This window comes from Paludifilum halophilum, assembly GCF_002245355.1.
In the GTDB taxonomy this organism is placed as follows: domain Bacteria; phylum Bacillota; class Bacilli; order Thermoactinomycetales; family DSM-45169; genus Paludifilum; species Paludifilum halophilum.
On record NZ_NOWF01000008.1, the window covers coordinates 40,186 to 60,093 of the forward strand.

Genomic DNA, 19,908 nt, shown 5'->3' on the forward strand with positions numbered 1-19,908 from the left:
GGATGGTAAAAACGGGTTTGAAGGAAACGTTGGCAGAGTCCCTTTTGATCGGGGACGGAGCGATGTCCACCTATCTGTACCAGCAGGGGATCCCGGTGGGGGTATCGGCGGAAGAGCTCTCCCTGTCCCGGCCGGAGTGGATCGAAGATATTCATCGCCAATATTACCGGGCTGGAGCGCGTCTGATCGAAACCAACACCTTTGGGGCCAACCGGGAACGCCTTTCTCGGTACGGCCTGGAGGGGAAAGTAACCCGGATCAACCGGGAATCCGTCGCCCTCGCCCGGCGGGCTGTCGGGAATAAGGCCTATGTAACGGGGGCGATCGGTTCCATCAATGCCGGCCGGGTTCCCAACTATTCCAAGACGGAGTACCGGGGGATGTATGAGGAGCAGGCGACGGCCCAACTGTATGCCGAAGTGGACGGTATGGTGCTGGAGACCTTTCAGGACCTGGAGGAGGTCCTCCTCGCCCTGGAGACGATCCGACCGTTGACCCGGGTTCCGATCTTCGCTCACGTGTCCATGATTGAAGTGGGCCGTACCCGGGACGGGTATACGCTGACTGAAGCGTTTCAAGCTCTGAAGGAGAAGGGGGCGGACGGTGTCGGTCTCAACTGCCGCCTCGGTCCTCTGGAGTTGCAGCGGGCATTGGAAAAAACCGTTGTTCCCGAGGGTGTGATCCTGTCCGTTTTCCCCAACGCCGGACGATTAGGGATGAATAATGGCGAATTCCGGTATAAATCAACTCCGGAATATTTCGGCGAAAGGGCTCTCTCTCTGCGGGAGCAGGGGGTTCGCCTCATCGGGGGGTGTTGCGGGACGACTCCGGAGCATATCCGGGCGGTAGCGCGACAGTTGGAGGGGTTGTCCCCCTTCCCCCGGAATAACCCGGAACAACCCTTGGCTGATTCGGAAAAAGGGCGGCCCCGAGTGGAAGTGAGGACCCGGCCCACGGTCGTGGAGAAAGTGAAGCGCTCCCAAACGGTGATCGTCGAGTTTGACTCACCGAAAGAATTGGAAATCAGCGACTATTTGCATGGAGCGGAACAACTGAACCGGGCGGGGGCCGATGCCGTCACCTTGGCGGATAATTCCATGGCCACCACCCGCATGAGCAATATGGCACTCGGTTCTATCCTGAAAAACCGGACACAAGCGGAACCTTTGATTCACATCACCTGCCGCGACCGCAATCTGATCGGGCAACAGTCCCACTTAATGGGGCTTCACGCTTTGGGGATCGATCAGATTCTGGTTGTCACCGGGGACCCGACCCGGATCGGAGATTTACCCGGGTCCAGCTCCATCTATGATGTGAATTCCTTCGATTTGATCCGCATGGTGAAACAGTTGAACGAAGGGATTTCCTTTTCCGGGCGGCCGATGAAACAGAAGGCTCGGTTCGTGGTGGGAGCCGCCTTTAACCCCAATGTTTCCCGATTGGATTCAGCGGTCCGCCGGCTGGAGAAAAAGGTGGAGGCGGGAGCGGATTTTATTATGACCCAACCCGTTTACGATCCTGAAGCAATCCGTCGCATCGCCGAGGCCGTCCAGCCGGTCGGTATTCCTGTCTTCCTCGGTATTATGCCTTTGACCGGCCACCGGAACGCCCTTTTTCTGCACAATGAGCTACCCGGAGTCAAGATCCCCGGATCGGTAATGAAGAGAATGGAAGGTTTAAAGGGGCCGAAAGCCCGGGAAGTCGGGGTCTCCCTGGCCAAGGAACTGCTGGATGAGGCGGTTCGGCACTTTAACGGCATTTATTTGATCACGCCCTTTTCCTACTGGGAGATGACAGCAGAGCTGGTCCGGTATCTCCGTCAAAAGGAAAAGCACCTCCAAGCGGCCATTCATTAAGATCGGTAAAAAAACCTCCCGGGATCGGGAGGTGCGGCGAAACCCCTTGGTTGGATTGTGTTGTCCGGAGCCGAATGATTCGGGGACCTGCGAGTTCAGCGGTAATTACTGCTGGAGCTTTCATCGCTCGGGAACGCGGTGTCGCTCCCGTATGGTCTCATAAAGCGTTCCATCATCATTTCTTCCATGCGGTGGCATTTTTTCATTTGACGATACATCTCACGCATCATTCCCGGATCCATATGCATGGGATTACCGCAAGGGCCCATCGGCATCATTGGAGACATCGGCATCTGAGGCATGTGCATCGGCGGGCAATAGGGCATGTGTTTCGGATACTTCGGCATGGGTCTCGGATATTCCGGCATGGGTTGCGGATAGGGCTCCCTCGGAGCTTTCGGTTTTTTCGGCATGGGGTAGCGAGGTCTCTTTTCTTCACCCATGATTTTTTCACTCCTCCCATCGGGTTCCTTCTCAAGTACATTGTATTTTATGAAAAGGGCCCGGCACTCGTACCGGATTGGTTCGCCTATATTTTCCTGCACACACGAATCAGCCTGTGAGGGCTTCTCGCTTTCCCTTTCCGACTTGGTTAAAGCCTTCACTTGCGGTATAATAAAAGTTAACGTGCTTTGAGCGGACCGGATCGACGGTCCTGGGAGGTTATATCATGCAAGTGATCCGAGTCACCCCCAGAGGTTACTGTTACGGAGTGGTGGATGCCATGGTTCTGGCCCGTCAGGCGGCACAGAACCTGGATCTGCCCCGGCCGATTTACATTTTGGGAATGATCGTTCATAATCGCCATGTTGTGGACGCTTTTGAAGAAGAGGGGATCATCACCCTGGACGGCCCCAACCGTCTGGAACTCCTGGAACAGGTGGAAAAGGGCACGGTGATTTTCACGGCCCACGGGGTGTCGCCGGAGGTGAGAAGGCGTGCCAGGGATAAGGGGTTGACAATTGTGGATGCTACCTGTCCCGATGTGACCCGAACCCACGATCTGATCCGCGACAAGGTAGCGGAAGGCTACCAAATCGCTTATGTGGGCAAGAAGGGCCATCCGGAGCCCGAAGGTGCCATCGGTGTCGCCCCGGATCACGTTCATCTCGTGGAAAACGAGGGGGATGTGGAGGCGTTGGATATCCCCGGTGATAAAGTTCTGATCACGAATCAGACGACGATGAGCCAATGGGACACCAAGCATCTCATGAAAAAGATTCAAGAGAAATATCCTCAAGCGGATATTGTCAACGAAATTTGCCTAGCCACCCAGGAGCGGCAGGAAGCGGTAGCGGAGCAGGCCAAAAAAACGGAATTGGTCATTGTCGTCGGAGACCCCCGCAGTAACAACTCCCGACGGTTGGCCCAGGTATCCCGGGATATCGCCGGGGTGGAAGCCTACCGTGTCAGTGACGTGACGGAAATCAAGCGGGAATGGTTGCAGGGTAAACGAGTGGTCGGAGTGACTGCTGGGGCTTCTACGCCGACTTTGATTACCCGGGAAGTGATCAAGTATCTGGAGCAGTACGACGAGAACGATCCTGAGACTTGGATTCCGGTTCGATCCGCCAATATGAATAAGCTTTTGCCTCCTGTCCGGAAGAAAAAAGCGAAATAAACAAACCCTGCGGAAAAGACCGAGGCTGGAAGCATCGGTGTGCGGTTGATCCGGGAGTTCCCGGATTCCGACAGGTACAACAAGCCCCCGGTTCCATGGGTCCGGGGGTTTTTGTTTCATCCGGGATGCGGGAGGACTCTCGGGAATTTTCCGAACCTTTAATGAGACTTTCGTTCCCGTCGGGAAACGTAGGAATAACATTGGTTCATCGATCCTCGGAATTCCACCCGATGGTCCTTCTTCAGCGGATTGTACCACGTAAAATATTGATCTTCGTGAAGGATGGAAGGCGGATATTTTTCTGAGTCAAGGATGACATAGTACATCCAGCGACACCTCCTACTGCGTATTATTGTCTAAAATATCCTTAAATAACCATCTTTTGAAACCAAAATAGAAGAAAAACAGAGAAAACGACGCCAACCGCCGCAGGCGTCGTCTCAAAGGAATAGAAAGGAGCCGGATTATTTGCGGGACGCTGAGGGGAGCAAGCCCATCCGAAAACTGGAACGAAGGGCCCAGCGTCGTTCGGAACGCTTTTTATATTTGGGAAGACTGCGATAGATATCGATGGCTTCCTGGTAAGATTTTCGGCTTTCCTCCCGTCGATCCAGCTGGCTGTACAGCCTCCCCAGTCGGTAATACGCTTCACAGGAGGAAGAGTTGATTCCTTTGAACTGTTCGAGATAGGAAAGGGCTTTGCTCCGGTCGGAGTCGCTCAGGGCCTCTCCCAGTCTCAGATAAGGTTCACCGTATTGAACGCGGGGATCGATCTCCAGCGCTTCCAGGATCAGCTCTTCGCCCCGGTTCTTTTCACCCAGTTTTAAGTGGCACCGTCCCAGTTCCGCACGGATTTCCGCCGAGTCGGGAATTGCAGTGAGGGCTTCCTCCAGATAAGGAACCGCTTCCCGAAAACGCTTCTTTTCCATCAGCAGACGGGACAACTCCCGTTTGTTGGAAGTGTTGTGAGGGTTGAGGCGAAGGGATTGCTTCAACCTTCGGATCCGGCTGTTCACTTGGAAGGGACGAGTAACGCTGGGGAAAATTCCGATGAAACGACGGTCCAACAAGTAGATGACGACCAGGATGATTAGCAGGGAAATAAAGGGATTTCCCGTCAGGAGCCACAGAATCCCGAATAAAAGAAATTTCCCCAAGGCGACACCTCCATCAACAGAATCTGCCGGGGGCCGGAGTCCGACCGTCTCGGATGACGGAATCGGGCGGTTCTCTTATTCTCCATTGTTTTGATCAGGGGGGGTCAACCATGTTTCCGCCCAATCCTGGACTTTGTCCATCGCGGGTTTTAAAGCTCTTCCCTTATCCGTCAATTCATATTCAATCCGCACAGGAGTCTCCGGATAGATGTTACGAGTCAGAATTCCCGCGGCTTCCAGTTCTTTGAATCGTTCCGTCAGCATTTTATCGCTCATACCGGGAATCATCGCCGAAATCTCTTTAAACCGCTTCGGACCGTCCAGTAAAACGCGGATGATCAATCCCGTCCACCGTTTGCCGAGCAGTTCGAAGGCGAATTCAAACATCGGGCACAGCTTCTGGTTTTCAGCCATTTTGACCATCTCCTATCCCTATCTTACCATAAAAATCAAACCACGGTTCTTCAACAGATAAGCCCCCATTTCCCGAATAGGGGCTTATTTGTTGAAGCGAATCATCCTTTCGATTTCTTTCAGGACAGGCATTTCTTCTCGCTCTTTCCGTGTTACCCGGTTCCAGTCGATGCCCCGGGGTTTGGGGTGGGGAGAACGGGTCGGGAATATCTCCTTTTCCGTGGCTATCCAGTCGACGGTCAAGTCAAAGGACTGGATGGGGATTTCCTCCTCCAACAGTTGAGTGGAATGGATCGTGGAAACGACGGGAACTGCCTCGTTCCCTAACTCCCGCAGAATAGCGTATTCTCGATCTGCGTACCCCTCTCCCTTGCCCAGGCGACGACCGTCCCGGTTGAGTACGACAGCACCGATCACGATCAGATCGATGGAAGGGAGCTGATCCAAGGAAATTTCCTTCCCATACTTCCGAATATGGGAAAGGCTGGTGGCCCGCCGCTCCTCTCCGTCGGGAACCGACTCCCTCCGCACTTGGATGAAACCGGCTTTCAACCGGGGGGTGGGGACGAGAAGGGTTTTACCGTCCTTCAGCACCCGAGTTCTCAGGGGGAGCTGGGGAGAGTCGGGATTGACCTTAACGGTTTGCGCCTGTCGGTAAATTTCCAACTCCGTCACCCGGCGGGCCGCCTCCTCTGCTCCTCGGAAATTGGGGATGCGGCCTTTCAAGGGAAAGGGGAACCTGCCGACTTTTTCTTTTTCCATCCGGCTCCATACTTTTTGACGCAGATTGGATTTCAGCTCAGCCAATACTGTTTCCTCCCCGGCAGCGGTTGGTCGATTGACCCGGGATTTCAGTCTGTTTCCGGCAGGTGTCGATTATTCATCGGAATTCGTACCTTCAACGGGAGTCATGATTCCGATGGGGACGGCCGCTTTTTCCCGGCTTCCTTCGAAGGTTCCCCAGGCCATCACCCCGTTTAGATAATCGACGCGAAACCGGGTTGTTTCACCTTCCACATCATAGACTCCGCCGGGTTGGATCGTGGCGGAATCGGTCAGATATGAACGGGCGAAGCGGATCTGTTGGCGCAGAACGTCCAGTTCCCCGGTCATCGATTGACGGCGGGCCCGTTCTTCTTCCCGGCGTAACCGTTCGATCTCTTCCAACAGTTCCTCCCGGGCCATCTGGCTGTACCGGATCACATCCAACACTCCTTTCCTTTCGTTCTCGGCCTGTTGCGGATATCCGTATTATAACAAATCGGTGCCTGGAACCGGGAAGGAACCGCCTTAGAAGTTTACGACTTGTGATACAATGATAGAGAACGGAAATCGCCGGAAAGGGGGAAGGCGCGTGTCCGTCATCCTGCTTTTTATCGACGGGGTGGGACTGGGGGAAGAAGCGTCCCACAATCCTTGGTACGCGTGTCCAACCCCGCATATGGAAGGGATTCTCGGAGGATCCTCCCTGGTTCGACGAGCGGTGGGAAGGCATTCCGAAGAAGCGGTTTTACTGGAAGCGGATGCTTCTCTCGGTGTCGAGGGCCTTCCCCAGAGTGCGACGGGACAGGCCGTCATTTTTACCGGCCGGAATGCTCCTCTGGCGATGGGAAAACATCAGAGCGGTCTTCCCTTTCGCCGGTTGAGAAACTGGGTGCAGAAAGACAACATCTATCTCCAATTTCAAAAACGGGGATGGCAAGCGACTTTTGCCAACAGTTACACCCGGGAATATTTCGATCTGCCCACGACTCGCAGAGGCTGGATCTCCGTTTCCACCGCCGCGATTCAGAGTGCGGGGAAGGAGTTGCGTATGCTGGATGATCTGTTGGCGGGACAGGCGGTTTATCATGATTTGACCCGCTGGAGTTTGTCCCGGATGCGCCCGGAAGTCAAGGAGATTCCACCGGAGGAAGCGGCGGATCATCTGCTCGGACTCACATCAGGTCACCGTTTAGTGGTTCATGAGTATTTTTTGAGCGATTGGGCGGGACATCGGAAAAACGAGGAATGGATCCGTTGGGTGACTCACCACTATGATCGGTTCTTGGGAGCTCTGGTACGGAATAAGAGGAAGCGGGACGTGATCGTCCTGGTGAGTGACCACGGGAACAGCGAGGATTTCCGGATCAAAAGCCATACGATGAACCCCGTCCCTGTCTTGGTGATCGGTAAGGTCTCCCCGGAGGTTGTCCCGGTGAATGAAGAGGAGCGGGATTTGACCGGAATCGTTCCGTTGTTGCACCGATTGGTGGAGGATGAGGAAAAGGAGTTTGATGGGAAGAAAGGGGAGTTTTATGACGGATAGATACATACCCCGAGTGAGGGAAGCCTCCATTCCGGAGGATGGCGGTTGGGCGGAGCTTTCCCAGGAGAATGTGTTGATCCTGTCCATCCCGGATTGGAGAGATATCGCCGACCGTTCCGCCAAAGGATATCGGTATGTCTGGATGTACGACCGTCAGGGGGATGCCTATATCTTCAGTTTTCGGCTGGAGGACGGGACGGAAAGAGCCGTCGCTTTTGCCAGGGATCATGGAGGCCTGTTGCTGCGGGATGAACGGGCGTACAAGGCCTTTTCCATTCTGGTCACCCCCGAGCCCTTGCATGAAATGAAGGAGGATACGCCTATGCTCCTCCTGGAAGAGATCTCCCTCAAGAGACATCCGAAGGCCGGCTGGTAAAAACACCTTACTAGGGGTCCGCTCGGAGAGGATCCAGCCCCGCTTTTGGAGATTGACAAAGCACCGGAGATACATCCGGTGCTTTTTTGTGCTTACGGATATAATAAAGGAGCAGGGGAGGAATCCGTTATGAACTGGTTTCTCAAGGTTGTCATTTATACTTCGGTCCTCCACAGTACTCACGGAGTCATGGAAGACGATTTCCGCTACTCGACGATTCTAGCCCCGTCCTTTATCGTCCTCTTTTTGGCCACCGTCGGTCATTTCGCCGATCAATGGGTGCTTCCCCGGTGGGGGAACCCGGTGTCTTCCATTTGCGGCGGGTCCTTTATCGCCGGGGTCTTGTGGGTGACTCAGTTCTTTTTTCCCGGTTCCGAGGTTCAGTGGTGGGGGGCTCTTTTTATCGGCGGGATTTTGGGTGCAGTGGAGTATCGGATGCACAAAGATCTCTTGCATGCAAAATCCGATGGATCATGAACCCTCACCCGTTTTAGGAGAATCGTAAAAATCGAACATATTGACGGGGTGCCCCAGTTCCTTCAGGTAAATCATTGAGCCCGCTCGCTCAGTCCAGTTGAGCGCCGATAATCCTCCAGTTATCATCGGTTTCGGCTGGGATGGTTCCTTGTTCACGGATATAATTGGTGATCAGCTCCGTAATCTCGATATTGACATCTTCCACCACGGGTTTGTCTTCAAACATCGCATAACCCCCTCCGCCGCCGGCCCGGTAGTTGTTCAGGGCGACTTTATATTCCGCATCCATATCGAGGGGCTGGCCCTTCTTGTCTTTCAGTTCAACAATCCGCTCCCCTTCGGGTTTGGATACATCGATCGTGTATTGGATGCCTTCCCACATGTCATAGTTGTAGTGCTGGGGCTTGGGGGAGATGAAATCCGGGTTGACCTCGATCGGGTCATTCCCGCTGTTTTGCTTAAAATATGTTGCCGAACGTTCCAGAGCATCCTTGACATCTTGTCCCGTCACCCGGATCACCTTCAGTGTATTGGGATAAACATAGGTGCTGAGGATGTCCCGGGTGGTCACATTGGAAGGGAGTCCGGGAACCTGATTGTTAAAGAGAGAGGTGGCGGAGATATCCGCTTCAGTGTAATGCATCTGCACTCGGTTGATAAATTCGATTAATGCGGTGTCGCGGGTGCGGGTGTCCATCGGATCCCTCACGGTCATATCGCCTTCAATCTCGCCTACCGGGCGGTCCAGGAAAGCTTGGGTATCTTCTTCATAGGATCGGATTCGTTCTATAACCTCCGGATCGGCTTTGACGTCCGAGGATTCCAGGAGTTTGGCTTGTTTATCTTTGACGGTCCATCGGCCTTTTTCTTTAACCAAGTTCATGTTCACCACGGACAGGTGGGTTCCCCATTTGTTGGGTTCGGTGATCAGGATACCGTTGACCCGCACGTCTTCGACCGGAGTATGCATATGTCCCGCGAGAATGGCGTCAATTCCATCGACTTGAGTAGCCAACTGGTAGACTTGGTTTTCTCCGGTCGTCTCCGGAAGAGGGATGATCTCCCCGTCGGGTCCTTTGCTGTGCTCCAAGCCGCCGTGGTAGGAGACGAAAATGACGTCGGCCTTCTCTTTCTTTTTCATGATCGGTACCCATTTTTTCGCCGCTTCCACCACATCGATAAAATGCAGGTGGTCGATGTGATCCGGATTCTCCCACTGGGGAACGAATTGGGTTGTCAGACCGAGTACGCCGATGCGCAGTCCTCCGGGCCGCTTAAAAATCCGATAAGGTTTGGTGTAAACCTTTTCGCTATTCTTTTTCAGAGTATTGGCGGACAACCAGGGAAAATCGGCTTCACCCTCCGCTTTTTCGAATACGCGGCGTCCGTAATTGTATTCGTGGTTGCCGATGGCCATCGCATCATAGCCGAGGTCGTTCATCGTTCGCATCATCGGGTCGACGGGTTCGTTGTCGATCCGGGCGTGGTAGTAAGACATGGGTGAACCCTGGATCGTGTCCCCGCTGTCGAGCAGAAGGGCTTGAGGATGACGCTCTCGGACCTGCTTGATCAGGGTGGCGATTTTGGCCAGGCCGTGATCCGCCGGTGAGTTGTCGGTGTAGTCCAATGGCATGATGTGTCCGTGTAGGTCGCTGGTGGACATGATGGTTAGTCGGGCTTCCTTGCCGGGCCTCTGTTTTGCCTGGGCGGCAGGGTTGAGGAAAAGTACGAGCGTCAAACAGATCAGAGAGGCAATCACCAGCATCTGTCGCTTTCGGAAATGAAGCATGTTTGTCCCCCTTATTTCAGATGATTGACACATTTTATTGTACCTTTGTCGGTCCTGCAAAGAAAGCAAAATGGGATCGTAAGGATCACTCGAAAAAAGAATAAGATGGATAAAAGGAGAGTTTTGGCCCCGGAAACCGTCCTCTCTTCGGAAAAAGGAATTCACATTGACATTCTTACGGATTTTCGCTACTTTGTTCTTTGGATTTAGTAGCAAGTACTCATTAGCAGAGACCTGATCAAGGATGGGGACCGTGTTATGACGATGGCCCGCATGGGTTCCGAACGGGTCATTCCCGACCTATAATGAATGGGAGTGGCCGCCTTCCTCGAGGCCTGTGAAATATCCAGCTTATGACCATACCATGAGTATGTAAAAAATGGGCGTTTGCGTCTATAAAATAATGATTGAAAGCCAAAACAAAGTGTGATACGTTATATTTTGCGAAATTACGCTAGAAGGATCCAAGATTCACTGAAAGGGTTGGGACCTCTATGGACTAACCTTCCCCCATGGTGAATGAGCAGATCCTAGCGGAATATTGGGAGCACCAAATATTTCCTAGGAAGGGGGCCGAAAGTCATGGAATATACTACTTTCGGGCGGCATGTAGCCATGGATGCTTGGGGTGTCGATTTTGATCTGCTCAACGATGCCTCCATGTTGAAGAAGCATATGAAGGCTGCAGCGGAAAAGTGTGGAGCGACGGTTCTGTCTTCTCAAGCCAAAGCTTTTGATCCCCAAGGGGCTACGGTATTGGTTCTTTTGTCTGAAAGTCACTTGTCGATTCACACCTATCCGGAGAAGGGGTTTGCTGCACTGGATTGCTATACTTGTGGTTACGACGTGGATCCGATGATCGCGATCCATTATATGATGGAAGTGTTAGAGCCGACGCAGGCATTCCCCAAAGTCATGCGGCGCGGTGACGGTCCGATCGAGGTAGTCCAACCTGATGTGAAACCGGTAAAAAAAGCGATCTAGGAAGTACTAACGCCTCCGTACAGGAGGCGTTTTTATGGAGAAACAAAGGTGTGAAGACGGAAAACGGGGTTTTGCCATCAAGGGTGAATCTCCTTCATGTTCTCTTTCAAGTCCTCGTATTCCTCGATGAGTTCCTCGTATTCGCTGTCTTCCTGTTTGTATTTTTCCACTTTCCAATCCCCGTCGTAATGGTTGACCCGGATGTAAAAATCGCGGTCGTCAGCCGACCGGTGAATATAATAAGTTCGCTGTGCATCGGTTTGTCCTTCCGAGGGATCCTCACCGATTAGAACCGACGAATCCCGTTTCTCCTTTGGACTTTGCTTCATCGCCTCTTTAATCTCGGCGTTAAGGGAGTCCATCAGTTCATAGCGTTCTGTCTTGCTCATCTCATCCAGTTCCTTGACCGTGTACAGCAATTCCTTCGCCGCTTCCGAATCCCCTTCCACGTAAACCGCTTGATAAAAATCAATGGCGGTTTCCTCCGCAGAATTCGACCCGAAACTGACGATTAACAGAAGGACGGCCAAAAGAAAGACCCCAGCCAGGGAACAGAGGATGATTTTCGCCCGCTTTGAGAGCATCTTCCACAGATCGGCGATCTGGGCCTTTCGCACTCTGGCCTTGAATCGCAGTTGTTTGAGCCGGTCGTTTTTTTCTTCCATAAATACTCCTCTCACATTCGTTTGGGGATCATACTTTTGTCGTTTTTATTCAGAATATCGGAAACTGTCAAGGAGTCAATAGGTAAGAAGGCTTAGTCGATACACCTGTAAAACAAAAATTCCCCGTTCAACGAATGCTTCCGTTGAGCGGGGATTGTTTTTCAGACTGGGTCTTTACCCCTTTTGGGCGGTCTGACGTACCTTTTGCGGACTGTCCAGTTCCAGAACGCGGTCGGCCAGATGCCGGGCCTCCTCCGTCTGAGTACGGCGAACCTGTTCCTTGACGACCGGAATGGCGCCGGCGCTCATGGAAAGTTCATGAAGTCCCAGACCGATCAGGACTTCGGCCATTTCGGGATCGCCGGCCAATTCACCGCACATCCCGGCGATAATCCCCCGTTTGCGGGCCGCTTCACAGGTTTGGCGGACCAAGCGCAGTACAGCGGGGTGAGCGGCGTCATAGAGGTGGGAGACTTGCTCATTCCCCCGATCGGCGGCCAAGGTATACTGGGTCAAATCATTGGTGCCGATACTCATGAAATCGACTTCACCGGCCAGGAGATCGGCTCCGATCGCCGCTGCGGGTACTTCGACCATGATTCCCACTTTAATGGAGTCGGCAGTGGGGATCCCTTCCTGATCCAATTCCTGGCGGCACTCGTCGAGAAGGCTTTTGGCCTCTTGAATTTCCGACACGTTTTCCACCATCGGAAACATCATCCACAAATCCCCGTAGACACCGGCGCGAAGGAGAGCGCGCAACTGGGTTTTGAATATTTCCGGGTTGGACAGGCAGAATCGGATGGCACGGTGCCCGAGAAAGGGATTTTCCTCTTCCGGCAGTTCGGCGTAGGGCAGATCCTTATCCCCGCCGATATCCAAGGTGCGGATGACCACCGGCTTGTCGCCGAAAGCTTCCAGTGCCTTCCGGTAAGCGTCAAACTGCTCCTCCTCCGTGGGCCAGTGGTCATTTTCCAGATAGAGAAACTCCGTCCGGAACAAACCGACTCCCTCGGCACCGTTGGCCAGAGCTGTTTCAATATCCTTCAGCCCACCGATATTGGCAAATACCTGAATGCGTTCTCCGTCGGCGGTGACAGCATCCTGCTCCGCCTTTTCCAGTGCTTTTTCCCGCAGTTGCTGTTGTCGTTCCATCTCCCGGCGGGCTTTTTCTTCTGTGTCGGCATCCGGATTGAGCACGATCGTCCCTTCATCCCCGTCGATAATCACCGTATCTCCGTCGCTGACGTTGTCGATGGATGAACCCAAGCCCAGCACGGCGGGAATACCCAATGTACGGGCCATGATAGCGGCGTGGGCGGTTTGGCTTCCTCGAGCGGTAACCATGCCGGCGATCCCGGGAGGGAACTGAGCCGTATCCGAAGGAGCCAGTTCCTCCGCCACAACAACACTGCCGGCTTCCAACAAGGACGGATCTAGAGGCTGACGACCGGACAATAGGAGCAGAAGGCGGTTACCCACGTCCCCAATATCATCTGCCCGGGCTTGCATGTATTCATCCGGAAGAGACGAGAGCATTTGGGACATCTCCTCTGTGACACTTTGGCAGACGGATTCCGCATTTTTTTTCTGATCCCGGATGCGGTTTTTTATTTCGTCAATATAAGCGGGGTCCTCCAGAAAGGAAAGGTGGGCGTCGAAGATGCCGGCTTCTTCCTCACCGATGCGTTCACGGGTCGTTTCCCGCAGACGGGTGATCTGCTCCTTGGCTTGGTTTACCGTCTCCTCGAAACGGTCGACTTCCGCCTCGGCGTCGGATATGGTTTTCGTCTCCACTTGGGGAGTCTCTTTTCGCCACCATACGGCTCGGCCGATGGCCAACCCCGGGGCTGCGCCTACTCCGTTCAGCGGTTCGGTTGCCATGATACCCCTTCTTTCCCTGTGGTTTTATTCTCCCAGTCCGGACTCAATCAAGTCGCGCAATTGTTGTGCGGCTTGATCTTCGTCTTCCCCTTCGGCACGGATGGCGATTTCATCTCCTTTTCGGACAGAGAGGGACATGACGCCCAATAAACTTTTGGCATCCGCTTGTTTGTCCTCCTTAACAAGCTGAATGTTGCTGGTGTAATTACCCGCTTCCTTAACCAGCAGAGCCGCCGGACGGGCGTGCAACCCGCTTTTGTTCTGTATGGTGATTTTTTCTTCAGTCATGGATCAATCCCTCGATTCTTTGGTGTTTTTTCAGCCGGTGAGGCTGGTGACAGGAACGGGGGGACAGTAAAGGAGTCTCCCGAAAAGACATTTTATAAGAACGGATCGGCTCAAAATCAAGAGGAAATCTTTTATATCCTTTCCCCCGTCGACAGAACCATGCATGATTAGACAGCCGGAAGGCGAAGAAGGTTTATTGCAAAAAGGATGCCAACCCTCGGAAAAAGGGAATGAGGAAAGAGTGTGTAATCAATTGCACAGTTATAGGCGGTTCGTGTGCAATCGATCGATCTTTCCCGGATGTTATCCGGAGAGGCGACTCAGGAATTCGGCGGTGCCTGAGGGAAAAGGAAGGGCGAAGGTTTCGGTCAGGGCTTGCAGGACCCGGGACCAATCATCGACAGCCGCCGGGTGGATCGGTCCGAGCTCATTCGGGTTTTCCTCCGGAGGAAAGTCGGATTCTTCTTTCTCTCCTTTTAACCGTTGTTTTAACAGATGATCCGTCATGACTCCGACATGCATCCACAATCCCAGCTCCCGCTCCGGTTCCAGAGAGCGGCGCCGGCACAGAGGGGCCATCTCCCGATCCATGACTTGTACAAATAATCGGGGATTGAGATGGGTGATGGTTTCCAACAATCCCTGTTCCACGAGACTGGGGATCTCTTCCCGTGAAATGGTTTCCTTCCCGCTGTCGGAAGCTGGAGACACCGAAGAGGCGGGTGTCGCATCCAAGAGGCTCCACAGTCGGTCGATCCCTTCCGGTTGCAACAACTCCCAGGCGGGCAAAAAGGGGACTCCGTCTAATTCGGGGGAAATGGTTCCCACCACAGCGATTAGTCGGTGCTCGGAGGCCAGGTGTTGGAGAAGGAGGGAAGACCGGGTGTTCGGTTCAAGGTGAAGGGAACGGATCCATACGTCGGAGTCCTGCGGTCGAAGGTGTTCCCGCAGCCAGTTTTCCAGGAGGACAGCGGCTCCCTCCCCAGTCAGGCAAACGGTGGCGATCATCCGTTTTTGCGGCGGGTCGAAACCTTTTCCGGAAAAGGAATAACCGGGAGGAAATCCCGACCGGGCAGCCAGTCGAACCGACTCTGCCAGGGTGGACAGATCGTTTTCCGGCAGCAGGGATTTCCGTCCCGCTTCGATCACCATCGGCAGATGAGTCTGAGGGATGATTTCCACCGGCAGACCCGCTTCCCTCCTGACTGCTTCGCCCATGGTGGTAAGGGAGCCCATATCCACCAGAATCAGCACCCCCGCTCCTCGGTCGATTTCCTTCACTTTTTGAGCGATCCTTCGGTATGCGACTTCCGGTGGCTGGTAGAGGGGCATGTCCACGGAATGGACTGCGGAACGGCCCAGGAAGGTATTTGTCACGTCCGCCATGGAACGGGCGGAAGAATCACCGTGGGCGGCTACCAAGACGGCTACCCGCTTTTCCTCCGCGGAAGGGCGGGAGCGGGAAGAAAGAAGAAGAGCGATCAGTTGAACTTCTTCCCGAGGGAAGCGGACATTCGTCTCCTCTTCCAAAGCTTCCGCCAGCACGTGCGCCGCATCCAAATAACGATCAGAATCCGGGGGAAGGGCGGGCAGTGTGTTTTGCCGGCCGCGGGGGCGGTTCATAAAAGCCTGGAGATGGAGTCCCAGGGCAATCGTTTGCTGATCAGTGATGGGCTCAGGCAAAAAGGGGCGAGCTTTCTCCAGAGCGTTTTGCAGTGTATTCATCCATTCTTCTCCCAACAGCCTTTTTCCCCCGGTACAATCCCCCGGCTGGATCCGGGAAGTTTCCATTAAGGCATGGATGTATTGATTCACTACCCGTTCCAACTCCTGATCCGCTTTCTCGGGTTCCATCCCTTGCAGGGACAGCTCCCGTTCCCGGCGGGTCAGTTGTTCGTAGACATTAGGCAGGTGATTCATTTCTCCCGGAAGACGGTCTTGCAGATGAATCGACGGATCAGGTGTAACGGCGGGAGGCGGGGATGGGATGGCCGCCCGAACCGCATCGGGCAGGTCGCCGGTCTCCAGCTTCACCGAATCATCGCGGTCGCCCCGGGATCGCAAGTGGCGCAGAAAGGCCCGGGCACAGGCGATTTGTACATCGCTTTTCAGTTGGCCGATATTGCCTTGACACTCATAACTTAGAAGAGCGGAGCGACATTCCGGGGCGATCGACAGTTGGACTCTCATCTGCTCGGCTTCCGCTTGCAAGAAGGTATCCAACAGTCGTTCCCGTTCGATGCGAGTCCGCTGTCGCAGAGGAGGCAAAGAAAGCTGGACAGAAAAACGCCGGTACAGGGTGGGGAGGAGAGCTTCCTCGGGAGAGCCCGTCGTTGCCCCGATCAGCCGCACATCGGCGGTTCGGTCCGTGGTTGTCTCTCCCAGCCGTCGAAAGGTCCCCCGGTCGATCAGGTAAAACAACATTTCCTGACCCGCCGGGGGAAGGCGGTGGATTTCGTCGAGGAACAGAACCCCTCCCTCCGCCCGTTCCACCAGTCCGGTCCGGTCGGCATCCGCTCCGGTAAAGGCTCCTTTTTTGACCCCGAACAGTTGACTGACCAACAGCTCGGGGTTCTGTGCGTATTCCGAACAATTAAAAGCGATAAAGGGGGCGGAGTCTTTGAACCGACCCTCTTTCCGGGCGGCTTGGTAGAGAGAGCGGGCCAGATAGCTTTTTCCCACACCCGTCTCTCCGTATAACAGAAGGGGCAGTCCCCGGGGAGGGTAGAGCAAAGCGGCCATCGCCTCTTCCAGATGAGGACGAAGACTGTCCCGGGCACCGACGAGAGAAGGAAATCTCTCCCTCCATCGATCTTCCAGTTCCAACGCGGGATCGCCGGTTTTAGCCGGCAAGTAAAGAACTGGTCGTCCCGGAACTTTTCGGGCTCGTTCTTTTTTTACCAGTTCGTTGAGATAGCGGCTGGCGGTGGAGCGATCCAGTTGGAGCTGTTTGCCGATTTCCTTCGCCGAACATCCCTGGCGGTATTGATTGAAAAACTGCTGAAGTCTATATTCAACCCGGTTTAATTGGTTCACGTCCGACCCTCCTTTTCTCTATCATACACACTTTGCACACTGAGAGGGAAGATGCTGGTTGAGTCGGAGGGGCGATTGCATAAAACTTACAACCGATCCCCGTTTGGTTCTATGTTACCATGTCGGTGAGTTTCAATAGATTAGACAAAAAAGGGAGGATATAATGAGAAACTCTAAATTATTCCAAAAGGTTTTGGCAGCATCGACGGCGTTGCTTCTGGTCGGAACCGCCGCCCCTATCGCCGGGCAAGCCAATGCGGCTTCCGATGCGGATGCGGACCGAAAGGTACAAAGTATTTTTGAACGGGTCGGCTTACAATCTCCCATCTCCCTGGACCGGGTCGAGGCATCACCGGATGAGGTTGAAGAGTCGAATGATTCAAGTGATTCACAGACCCCGGAAACGCCTGAACAACCCGAATCCACGAACTCCGGTGATACAACCGACCAAACGGACAGCAGCTTCGGGGATCAACTGATTCAAACGGGTGAAAAATATATGGGAACCCCCTATAAATTTGGGGCTTCATCCAACACGACCAAAGTGTTTGATTGTTCTTCGTTTACTCAGCGCGTCTTTAAAGAAAACGGCGTCGATCTCCCGAGAAGCTCCAGACAGCAGGCGAAAGTGGGTACCACCGTATCCAAGAGCGAACTGCAAAAAGGAGATCTTCTTTTCTTCAAACTGAGAAGTTCCAACGGTGAGATCGGTCATGTGGGTATCTATGCCGGCGACGGGAAGATCCTGCATACCTGGGGTCCCGGCGGTGTCCGCTATGATGATTTGAGTGACGGTTGGCTCGAATGGGGATATGTAAAAGCGAAACGGGTGACCCCGGCTAACTGAGCTGTTTCTTGATGCAACCACCCCCTGTTCCTGTTTACGGGAGCGGGGGGTTTGTTGTGGATGGGGGGGGGTGGACCCTCCCTTCGGTCCTATATCCCATGATATAAAATCCATAGGCGGTTCAGTGTAAATCGTCGCAATGTCTTCTAATCGATGGTGGATTCAGTGTATATTGATAGGGTAATGTTGAATTTGGACGGGGGATCACGGATGAAGAGGAAGGTCAGTGTCTCTGTCGCGGTGCTACTGGTATGGACGGGGATCGCTGCGGGTTGCAACCCTTCTTTTTCCCAAAAACGAGTGGAATTGCATATCCTGGCGGCATCCAGCTTGACGGAAGCGGTCAAGGAATTGGAAACCGTTTATGAGGCCTCTCAACCGGAGATCGACATCGTGGTCAGCTATGCTTCATCGGGGAAATTGAAGCAACAGATCGAGCAGGGGGCGCCAGCGGACGTATTTCTTTCCGCCGGGGAGAAGGAAGTGAAGGAGCTGGAACGGAAGGGGTTGGTGAATCCTGCCGAGCGGGCCGATCTTCTCCGCAATGAGTTGGTCCTGATCATTCCCGAAGAAGGACGGCAACCGGTAAAGAAGTTCGAGAATCTGGCCGATTCTCCGGTGGACAAGTTGGCTCTGGGGCTGCCGGAAACGGTTCCGGCCGGCCGGTATGCAATGGAGGCTCTGCGCGGGACGGATCAATGGAACGACTTGCGATCCAGGGTCGTTTACGGCGGGAATGTCCGCCAGGTTCTCTCTCATGTCGCGGCAGGCAATGCGGATGCCGGGTTGGTTTACCGAACGGATCTCAGCGCCAGCCGAAGCGTCAAAGTGGCAGATGTGGTTCCCCCGGACACGTACCCACCGATCCGTTACCCGGCGGCTGTTATCGAGGGGTCGGACCATCCGAAACAAGCCCGATCGTTTTACCGTTGGTTGAAAGGGAAGAAAGCGCAATCCATTTTTAAGAAGCACGGATTTAAAGGAGCAGCGGCCAGCGAGTAACTATGGACTTTTCTCAGTGGATTTCACCGGTCCTCCTGTCTTTGCAAGTCACCTTTACTGCCAGCTTGTTCGCTTTTACCGCCGCCGCGGCAGTGGCATGGCGGATGTCGGAACGGCGGTTTCGGGGAAAGACGACCCTGGAGACCTTGTTGATGCTTCCCCTGGTCCTGCCGCCGACGGTTGTCGGGTTTGTCTTGTTGGTGGTATTGGGTCGGGAGAGCTGGTTCGGGCGCCTTTTTGAGTGGCTGTTTCATCAACCGGTTGTCTTCACTTGGTGGGCTGCGGTGATCGCCGCGGCGGTCGTCGCTTTTCCCCTGATTTATCAGACAGTGAAGACGGGGTTTGAACAGGTGGATGTCGCATATAAGGAAGCGGCTCGGGTTTCGGGTGCCGATGAGTGGCGGGTGTTTCTCCATGTGACCCTGCCCTTGACCGGACGGTCTCTGCTGGCGGGTTATACCCTGGGTTTTGCCCGGGGTCTCGGGGAATTTGGAGCGACCCTGATGGTGGCGGGCAATGTCCCGGGTAAAACCCAAACTCTGCCGACGGCCATCTACCTGGCTGTCGAATCCGGGAACTGGGTCGCCGCCGCTTATTGGACCGCCGCCATTGTCCTTCTCTCCTTCGGACTCCTTGGCGGGGTGCGATGGGTGCATGTCCCTCGATAAAAAATCTTCCCGGTTGACAGAGGAACGGTTACAGTAGCTTGATTCCCCCCATGATCAGAAGCAGGAGCGCCAAAACAATCAAAAGGATAAAGTAGATGTTTGCTCCCAAAAAACGTTTCAATATCATCTCGCCTCCCAAGTGTTCGACTTGATTGTTGCATCCGATTCCTATATGATATCAGGAAGACACCTCATTTCACCAGGGTTTATGGAAGCGGCTTTGCTCAGTGGGCATTTTTTGGAGAAAGCGTTCTTTTTTTCCAAGGAGGAATCCGTCCTGCCGCGACCGAAGGGAGTTCTGTGATGAAAGAACTCCCGTCCGTAGCGGATGGACGCGCTGTCCCTATTTTTTATTTTCAACCGATCGGATACATACGGTTCATCAACATACTTCATCCTTTTTTACGACGATCTATCACGGATCAATCTGCCGACGCACTGCCTCCGGTGAGGGGGGAAGGGATGAACGGCGGCGGAGAACGGATGGATACCTTCCATCCATCGCGAAGAGGAAATCTTCGGGATCCAACGAC

The 19,908-nt window shown here is 53.9% G+C and carries 20 protein-coding genes; 9 read left to right on the forward strand and 11 right to left on the reverse strand.

The features are described from left to right. Window positions 1-2 precede the first annotated feature (2 nt). Window positions 3-1,859 (forward strand): bifunctional homocysteine S-methyltransferase/methylenetetrahydrofolate reductase, encoded by a 1,857-nt coding sequence (locus tag CHM34_RS13175; RefSeq protein ID WP_094265088.1) that lies wholly within the window; start codon window positions 3-5, stop codon window positions 1,857-1,859. A 95-nt stretch (window positions 1,860-1,954) separates the two neighbouring features. Here the strand turns inward: CHM34_RS13175 and CHM34_RS13180 are convergent, their stop codons facing one another. Further along, window positions 1,955-2,302, reverse strand: a complete 348-nt coding sequence (locus CHM34_RS13180; protein ID WP_141201716.1) for a hypothetical protein — start codon at window positions 2,300-2,302, stop codon at window positions 1,955-1,957. Between the two features lie 227 nt (window positions 2,303-2,529). Here CHM34_RS13180 and CHM34_RS13185 point away from each other — a divergent pair, with 227 nt between their 5' ends. Next, window positions 2,530-3,480: a 4-hydroxy-3-methylbut-2-enyl diphosphate reductase gene (locus tag CHM34_RS13185; protein WP_094265090.1), complete on the forward strand. Its 951-nt coding sequence runs from the start codon at window positions 2,530-2,532 to the stop codon at window positions 3,478-3,480. A 158-nt stretch (window positions 3,481-3,638) separates the two neighbouring features. Here the strand turns inward: CHM34_RS13185 and CHM34_RS19360 are convergent, their stop codons facing one another. The 5 genes from CHM34_RS19360 to CHM34_RS13205 form a co-directional block, all read right to left on the reverse strand. Then, the gene (locus CHM34_RS19360; protein ID WP_169713725.1) at window positions 3,639-3,806 is read right to left on the reverse strand and encodes a hypothetical protein; all 168 of its coding nucleotides are present in this window, start codon (window positions 3,804-3,806) and stop codon (window positions 3,639-3,641) included. 138 nt (window positions 3,807-3,944) lie between these two features. Beyond that, the gene (locus CHM34_RS13190; protein WP_094265091.1) at window positions 3,945-4,637 is read right to left on the reverse strand and encodes a tetratricopeptide repeat protein; all 693 of its coding nucleotides are present in this window, start codon (window positions 4,635-4,637) and stop codon (window positions 3,945-3,947) included. A 75-nt stretch (window positions 4,638-4,712) separates the two neighbouring features. Continuing rightward, window positions 4,713-5,051: a winged helix-turn-helix transcriptional regulator gene (locus CHM34_RS13195; RefSeq protein ID WP_094265092.1), complete on the reverse strand. Its 339-nt coding sequence runs from the start codon at window positions 5,049-5,051 to the stop codon at window positions 4,713-4,715. A gap of 84 nt (window positions 5,052-5,135) precedes the next feature. Further along, the gene (locus CHM34_RS13200; protein ID WP_276207707.1) at window positions 5,136-5,858 is read right to left on the reverse strand and encodes a 5-formyltetrahydrofolate cyclo-ligase; all 723 of its coding nucleotides are present in this window, start codon (window positions 5,856-5,858) and stop codon (window positions 5,136-5,138) included. Window positions 5,859-5,927: 69 nt separating this feature from the next. Further along, window positions 5,928-6,254: a DUF1811 family protein gene (locus tag CHM34_RS13205; protein ID WP_141201717.1), complete on the reverse strand. Its 327-nt coding sequence runs from the start codon at window positions 6,252-6,254 to the stop codon at window positions 5,928-5,930. A gap of 151 nt (window positions 6,255-6,405) precedes the next feature. On the opposite strand from CHM34_RS13205, the gene CHM34_RS13210 reads away from it, so the two are divergent. The 3 genes from CHM34_RS13210 (at window position 6,406) to CHM34_RS13220 (ending at window position 8,212) form a co-directional block, all read left to right on the forward strand. Beyond that, window positions 6,406-7,359: a hypothetical protein gene (locus CHM34_RS13210; RefSeq protein ID WP_169713726.1), complete on the forward strand. Its 954-nt coding sequence runs from the start codon at window positions 6,406-6,408 to the stop codon at window positions 7,357-7,359. After that, on the forward strand, window positions 7,349-7,735 hold the full coding sequence (locus CHM34_RS13215) for a hypothetical protein (protein WP_094265095.1): 387 nt from the start codon (window positions 7,349-7,351) through the stop codon (window positions 7,733-7,735). Before CHM34_RS13210 ends, CHM34_RS13215 begins: the two co-directional genes overlap by 11 nt. 129 nt (window positions 7,736-7,864) lie before the next feature. Then, entirely contained in the window at window positions 7,865-8,212 is a 348-nt protein-coding gene (locus tag CHM34_RS13220) for a DUF2512 family protein (RefSeq protein ID WP_141201718.1), read from the forward strand. An 88-nt stretch (window positions 8,213-8,300) separates the two neighbouring features. Here CHM34_RS13220 and CHM34_RS13225 read toward each other — a convergent pair whose 3' ends face one another. Beyond that, window positions 8,301-10,001 (reverse strand): bifunctional metallophosphatase/5'-nucleotidase, encoded by a 1,701-nt coding sequence (locus CHM34_RS13225; protein WP_240512022.1) that lies wholly within the window; start codon window positions 9,999-10,001, stop codon window positions 8,301-8,303. Window positions 10,002-10,583: 582 nt separating this feature from the next. Here CHM34_RS13225 and speD point away from each other — a divergent pair. Then, window positions 10,584-10,985, forward strand: coding sequence for an adenosylmethionine decarboxylase (gene speD / locus CHM34_RS13230; RefSeq protein ID WP_094265097.1), 402 nt, complete (start codon window positions 10,584-10,586; stop codon window positions 10,983-10,985). A gap of 77 nt (window positions 10,986-11,062) precedes the next feature. Here speD and CHM34_RS13235 read toward each other — a convergent pair whose 3' ends face one another. From CHM34_RS13235 to CHM34_RS13250, 4 genes are all read right to left on the reverse strand, one after another. Further along, entirely contained in the window at window positions 11,063-11,650 is a 588-nt protein-coding gene (locus CHM34_RS13235; RefSeq protein ID WP_094265098.1) for a hypothetical protein, read from the reverse strand. A gap of 174 nt (window positions 11,651-11,824) precedes the next feature. Further along, window positions 11,825-13,534, reverse strand: coding sequence for a phosphoenolpyruvate--protein phosphotransferase (gene ptsP, locus CHM34_RS13240; RefSeq protein ID WP_094265099.1), 1,710 nt, complete (start codon window positions 13,532-13,534; stop codon window positions 11,825-11,827). Between the two features lie 24 nt (window positions 13,535-13,558). Beyond that, window positions 13,559-13,822, reverse strand: a complete 264-nt coding sequence (locus tag CHM34_RS13245; protein WP_094265100.1) for an HPr family phosphocarrier protein — start codon at window positions 13,820-13,822, stop codon at window positions 13,559-13,561. 303 nt (window positions 13,823-14,125) lie between these two features. Beyond that, the gene (locus CHM34_RS13250; protein ID WP_094265101.1) at window positions 14,126-16,858 is read right to left on the reverse strand and encodes a sigma 54-interacting transcriptional regulator; all 2,733 of its coding nucleotides are present in this window, start codon (window positions 16,856-16,858) and stop codon (window positions 14,126-14,128) included. A gap of 163 nt (window positions 16,859-17,021) precedes the next feature. On the opposite strand from CHM34_RS13250, the gene CHM34_RS13255 reads away from it, so the two are divergent. The 3 genes from CHM34_RS13255 (at window position 17,022) to modB (ending at window position 19,375) form a co-directional block, all read left to right on the forward strand. Next, window positions 17,022-17,705: a C40 family peptidase gene (locus tag CHM34_RS13255; RefSeq protein WP_094265102.1), complete on the forward strand. Its 684-nt coding sequence runs from the start codon at window positions 17,022-17,024 to the stop codon at window positions 17,703-17,705. A 210-nt stretch (window positions 17,706-17,915) separates the two neighbouring features. After that, a complete protein-coding gene (gene modA, locus CHM34_RS13260) occupies window positions 17,916-18,707 on the forward strand; it encodes a molybdate ABC transporter substrate-binding protein (protein WP_169713727.1) in 792 nt (263 codons plus the stop codon). 2 nt (window positions 18,708-18,709) lie between these two features. Further along, window positions 18,710-19,375, forward strand: a complete 666-nt coding sequence (gene modB, locus CHM34_RS13265) for a molybdate ABC transporter permease subunit (protein WP_094265104.1) — start codon at window positions 18,710-18,712, stop codon at window positions 19,373-19,375. The last annotated feature ends 533 nt before the right edge of the window (window positions 19,376-19,908 follow it).

Bases quoted from the DNA above. Each gene is read 5' to 3' on its own strand.
- CHM34_RS13175 (WP_094265088.1), top strand. From the start codon at position 3: ATGGTAAAAACGGGTTTGAAGGAAACGTTGGCAGAGTCCCTTTTGATC.
- CHM34_RS13180 (WP_141201716.1), bottom strand. From the start codon at position 2,302: ATGGGTGAAGAAAAGAGACCTCGCTACCCCATGCCGAAAAAACCGAAA.
- CHM34_RS13185 (WP_094265090.1), top strand. From the start codon at position 2,530: ATGCAAGTGATCCGAGTCACCCCCAGAGGTTACTGTTACGGAGTGGTG.
- CHM34_RS19360 (WP_169713725.1), bottom strand. From the start codon at position 3,806: ATGTACTATGTCATCCTTGACTCAGAAAAATATCCGCCTTCCATCCTT.
- CHM34_RS13195 (WP_094265092.1), bottom strand. From the start codon at position 5,051: ATGGCTGAAAACCAGAAGCTGTGCCCGATGTTTGAATTCGCCTTCGAA.
- CHM34_RS13215 (WP_094265095.1), top strand. From the start codon at position 7,349: ATGACGGATAGATACATACCCCGAGTGAGGGAAGCCTCCATTCCGGAG.
- CHM34_RS13220 (WP_141201718.1), top strand. From the start codon at position 7,865: ATGAACTGGTTTCTCAAGGTTGTCATTTATACTTCGGTCCTCCACAGT.
- CHM34_RS13225 (WP_240512022.1), bottom strand. From the start codon at position 10,001: ATGCTTCATTTCCGAAAGCGACAGATGCTGGTGATTGCCTCTCTGATC.
- speD (WP_094265097.1), top strand. From the start codon at position 10,584: ATGGAATATACTACTTTCGGGCGGCATGTAGCCATGGATGCTTGGGGT.
- CHM34_RS13235 (WP_094265098.1), bottom strand. From the start codon at position 11,650: ATGGAAGAAAAAAACGACCGGCTCAAACAACTGCGATTCAAGGCCAGA.
- ptsP (WP_094265099.1), bottom strand. From the start codon at position 13,534: ATGGCAACCGAACCGCTGAACGGAGTAGGCGCAGCCCCGGGGTTGGCC.
- CHM34_RS13245 (WP_094265100.1), bottom strand. From the start codon at position 13,822: ATGACTGAAGAAAAAATCACCATACAGAACAAAAGCGGGTTGCACGCC.
- CHM34_RS13255 (WP_094265102.1), top strand. From the start codon at position 17,022: ATGAGAAACTCTAAATTATTCCAAAAGGTTTTGGCAGCATCGACGGCG.
- modA (WP_169713727.1), top strand. From the start codon at position 17,916: ATGAAGAGGAAGGTCAGTGTCTCTGTCGCGGTGCTACTGGTATGGACG.
- modB (WP_094265104.1), top strand. From the start codon at position 18,710: ATGGACTTTTCTCAGTGGATTTCACCGGTCCTCCTGTCTTTGCAAGTC.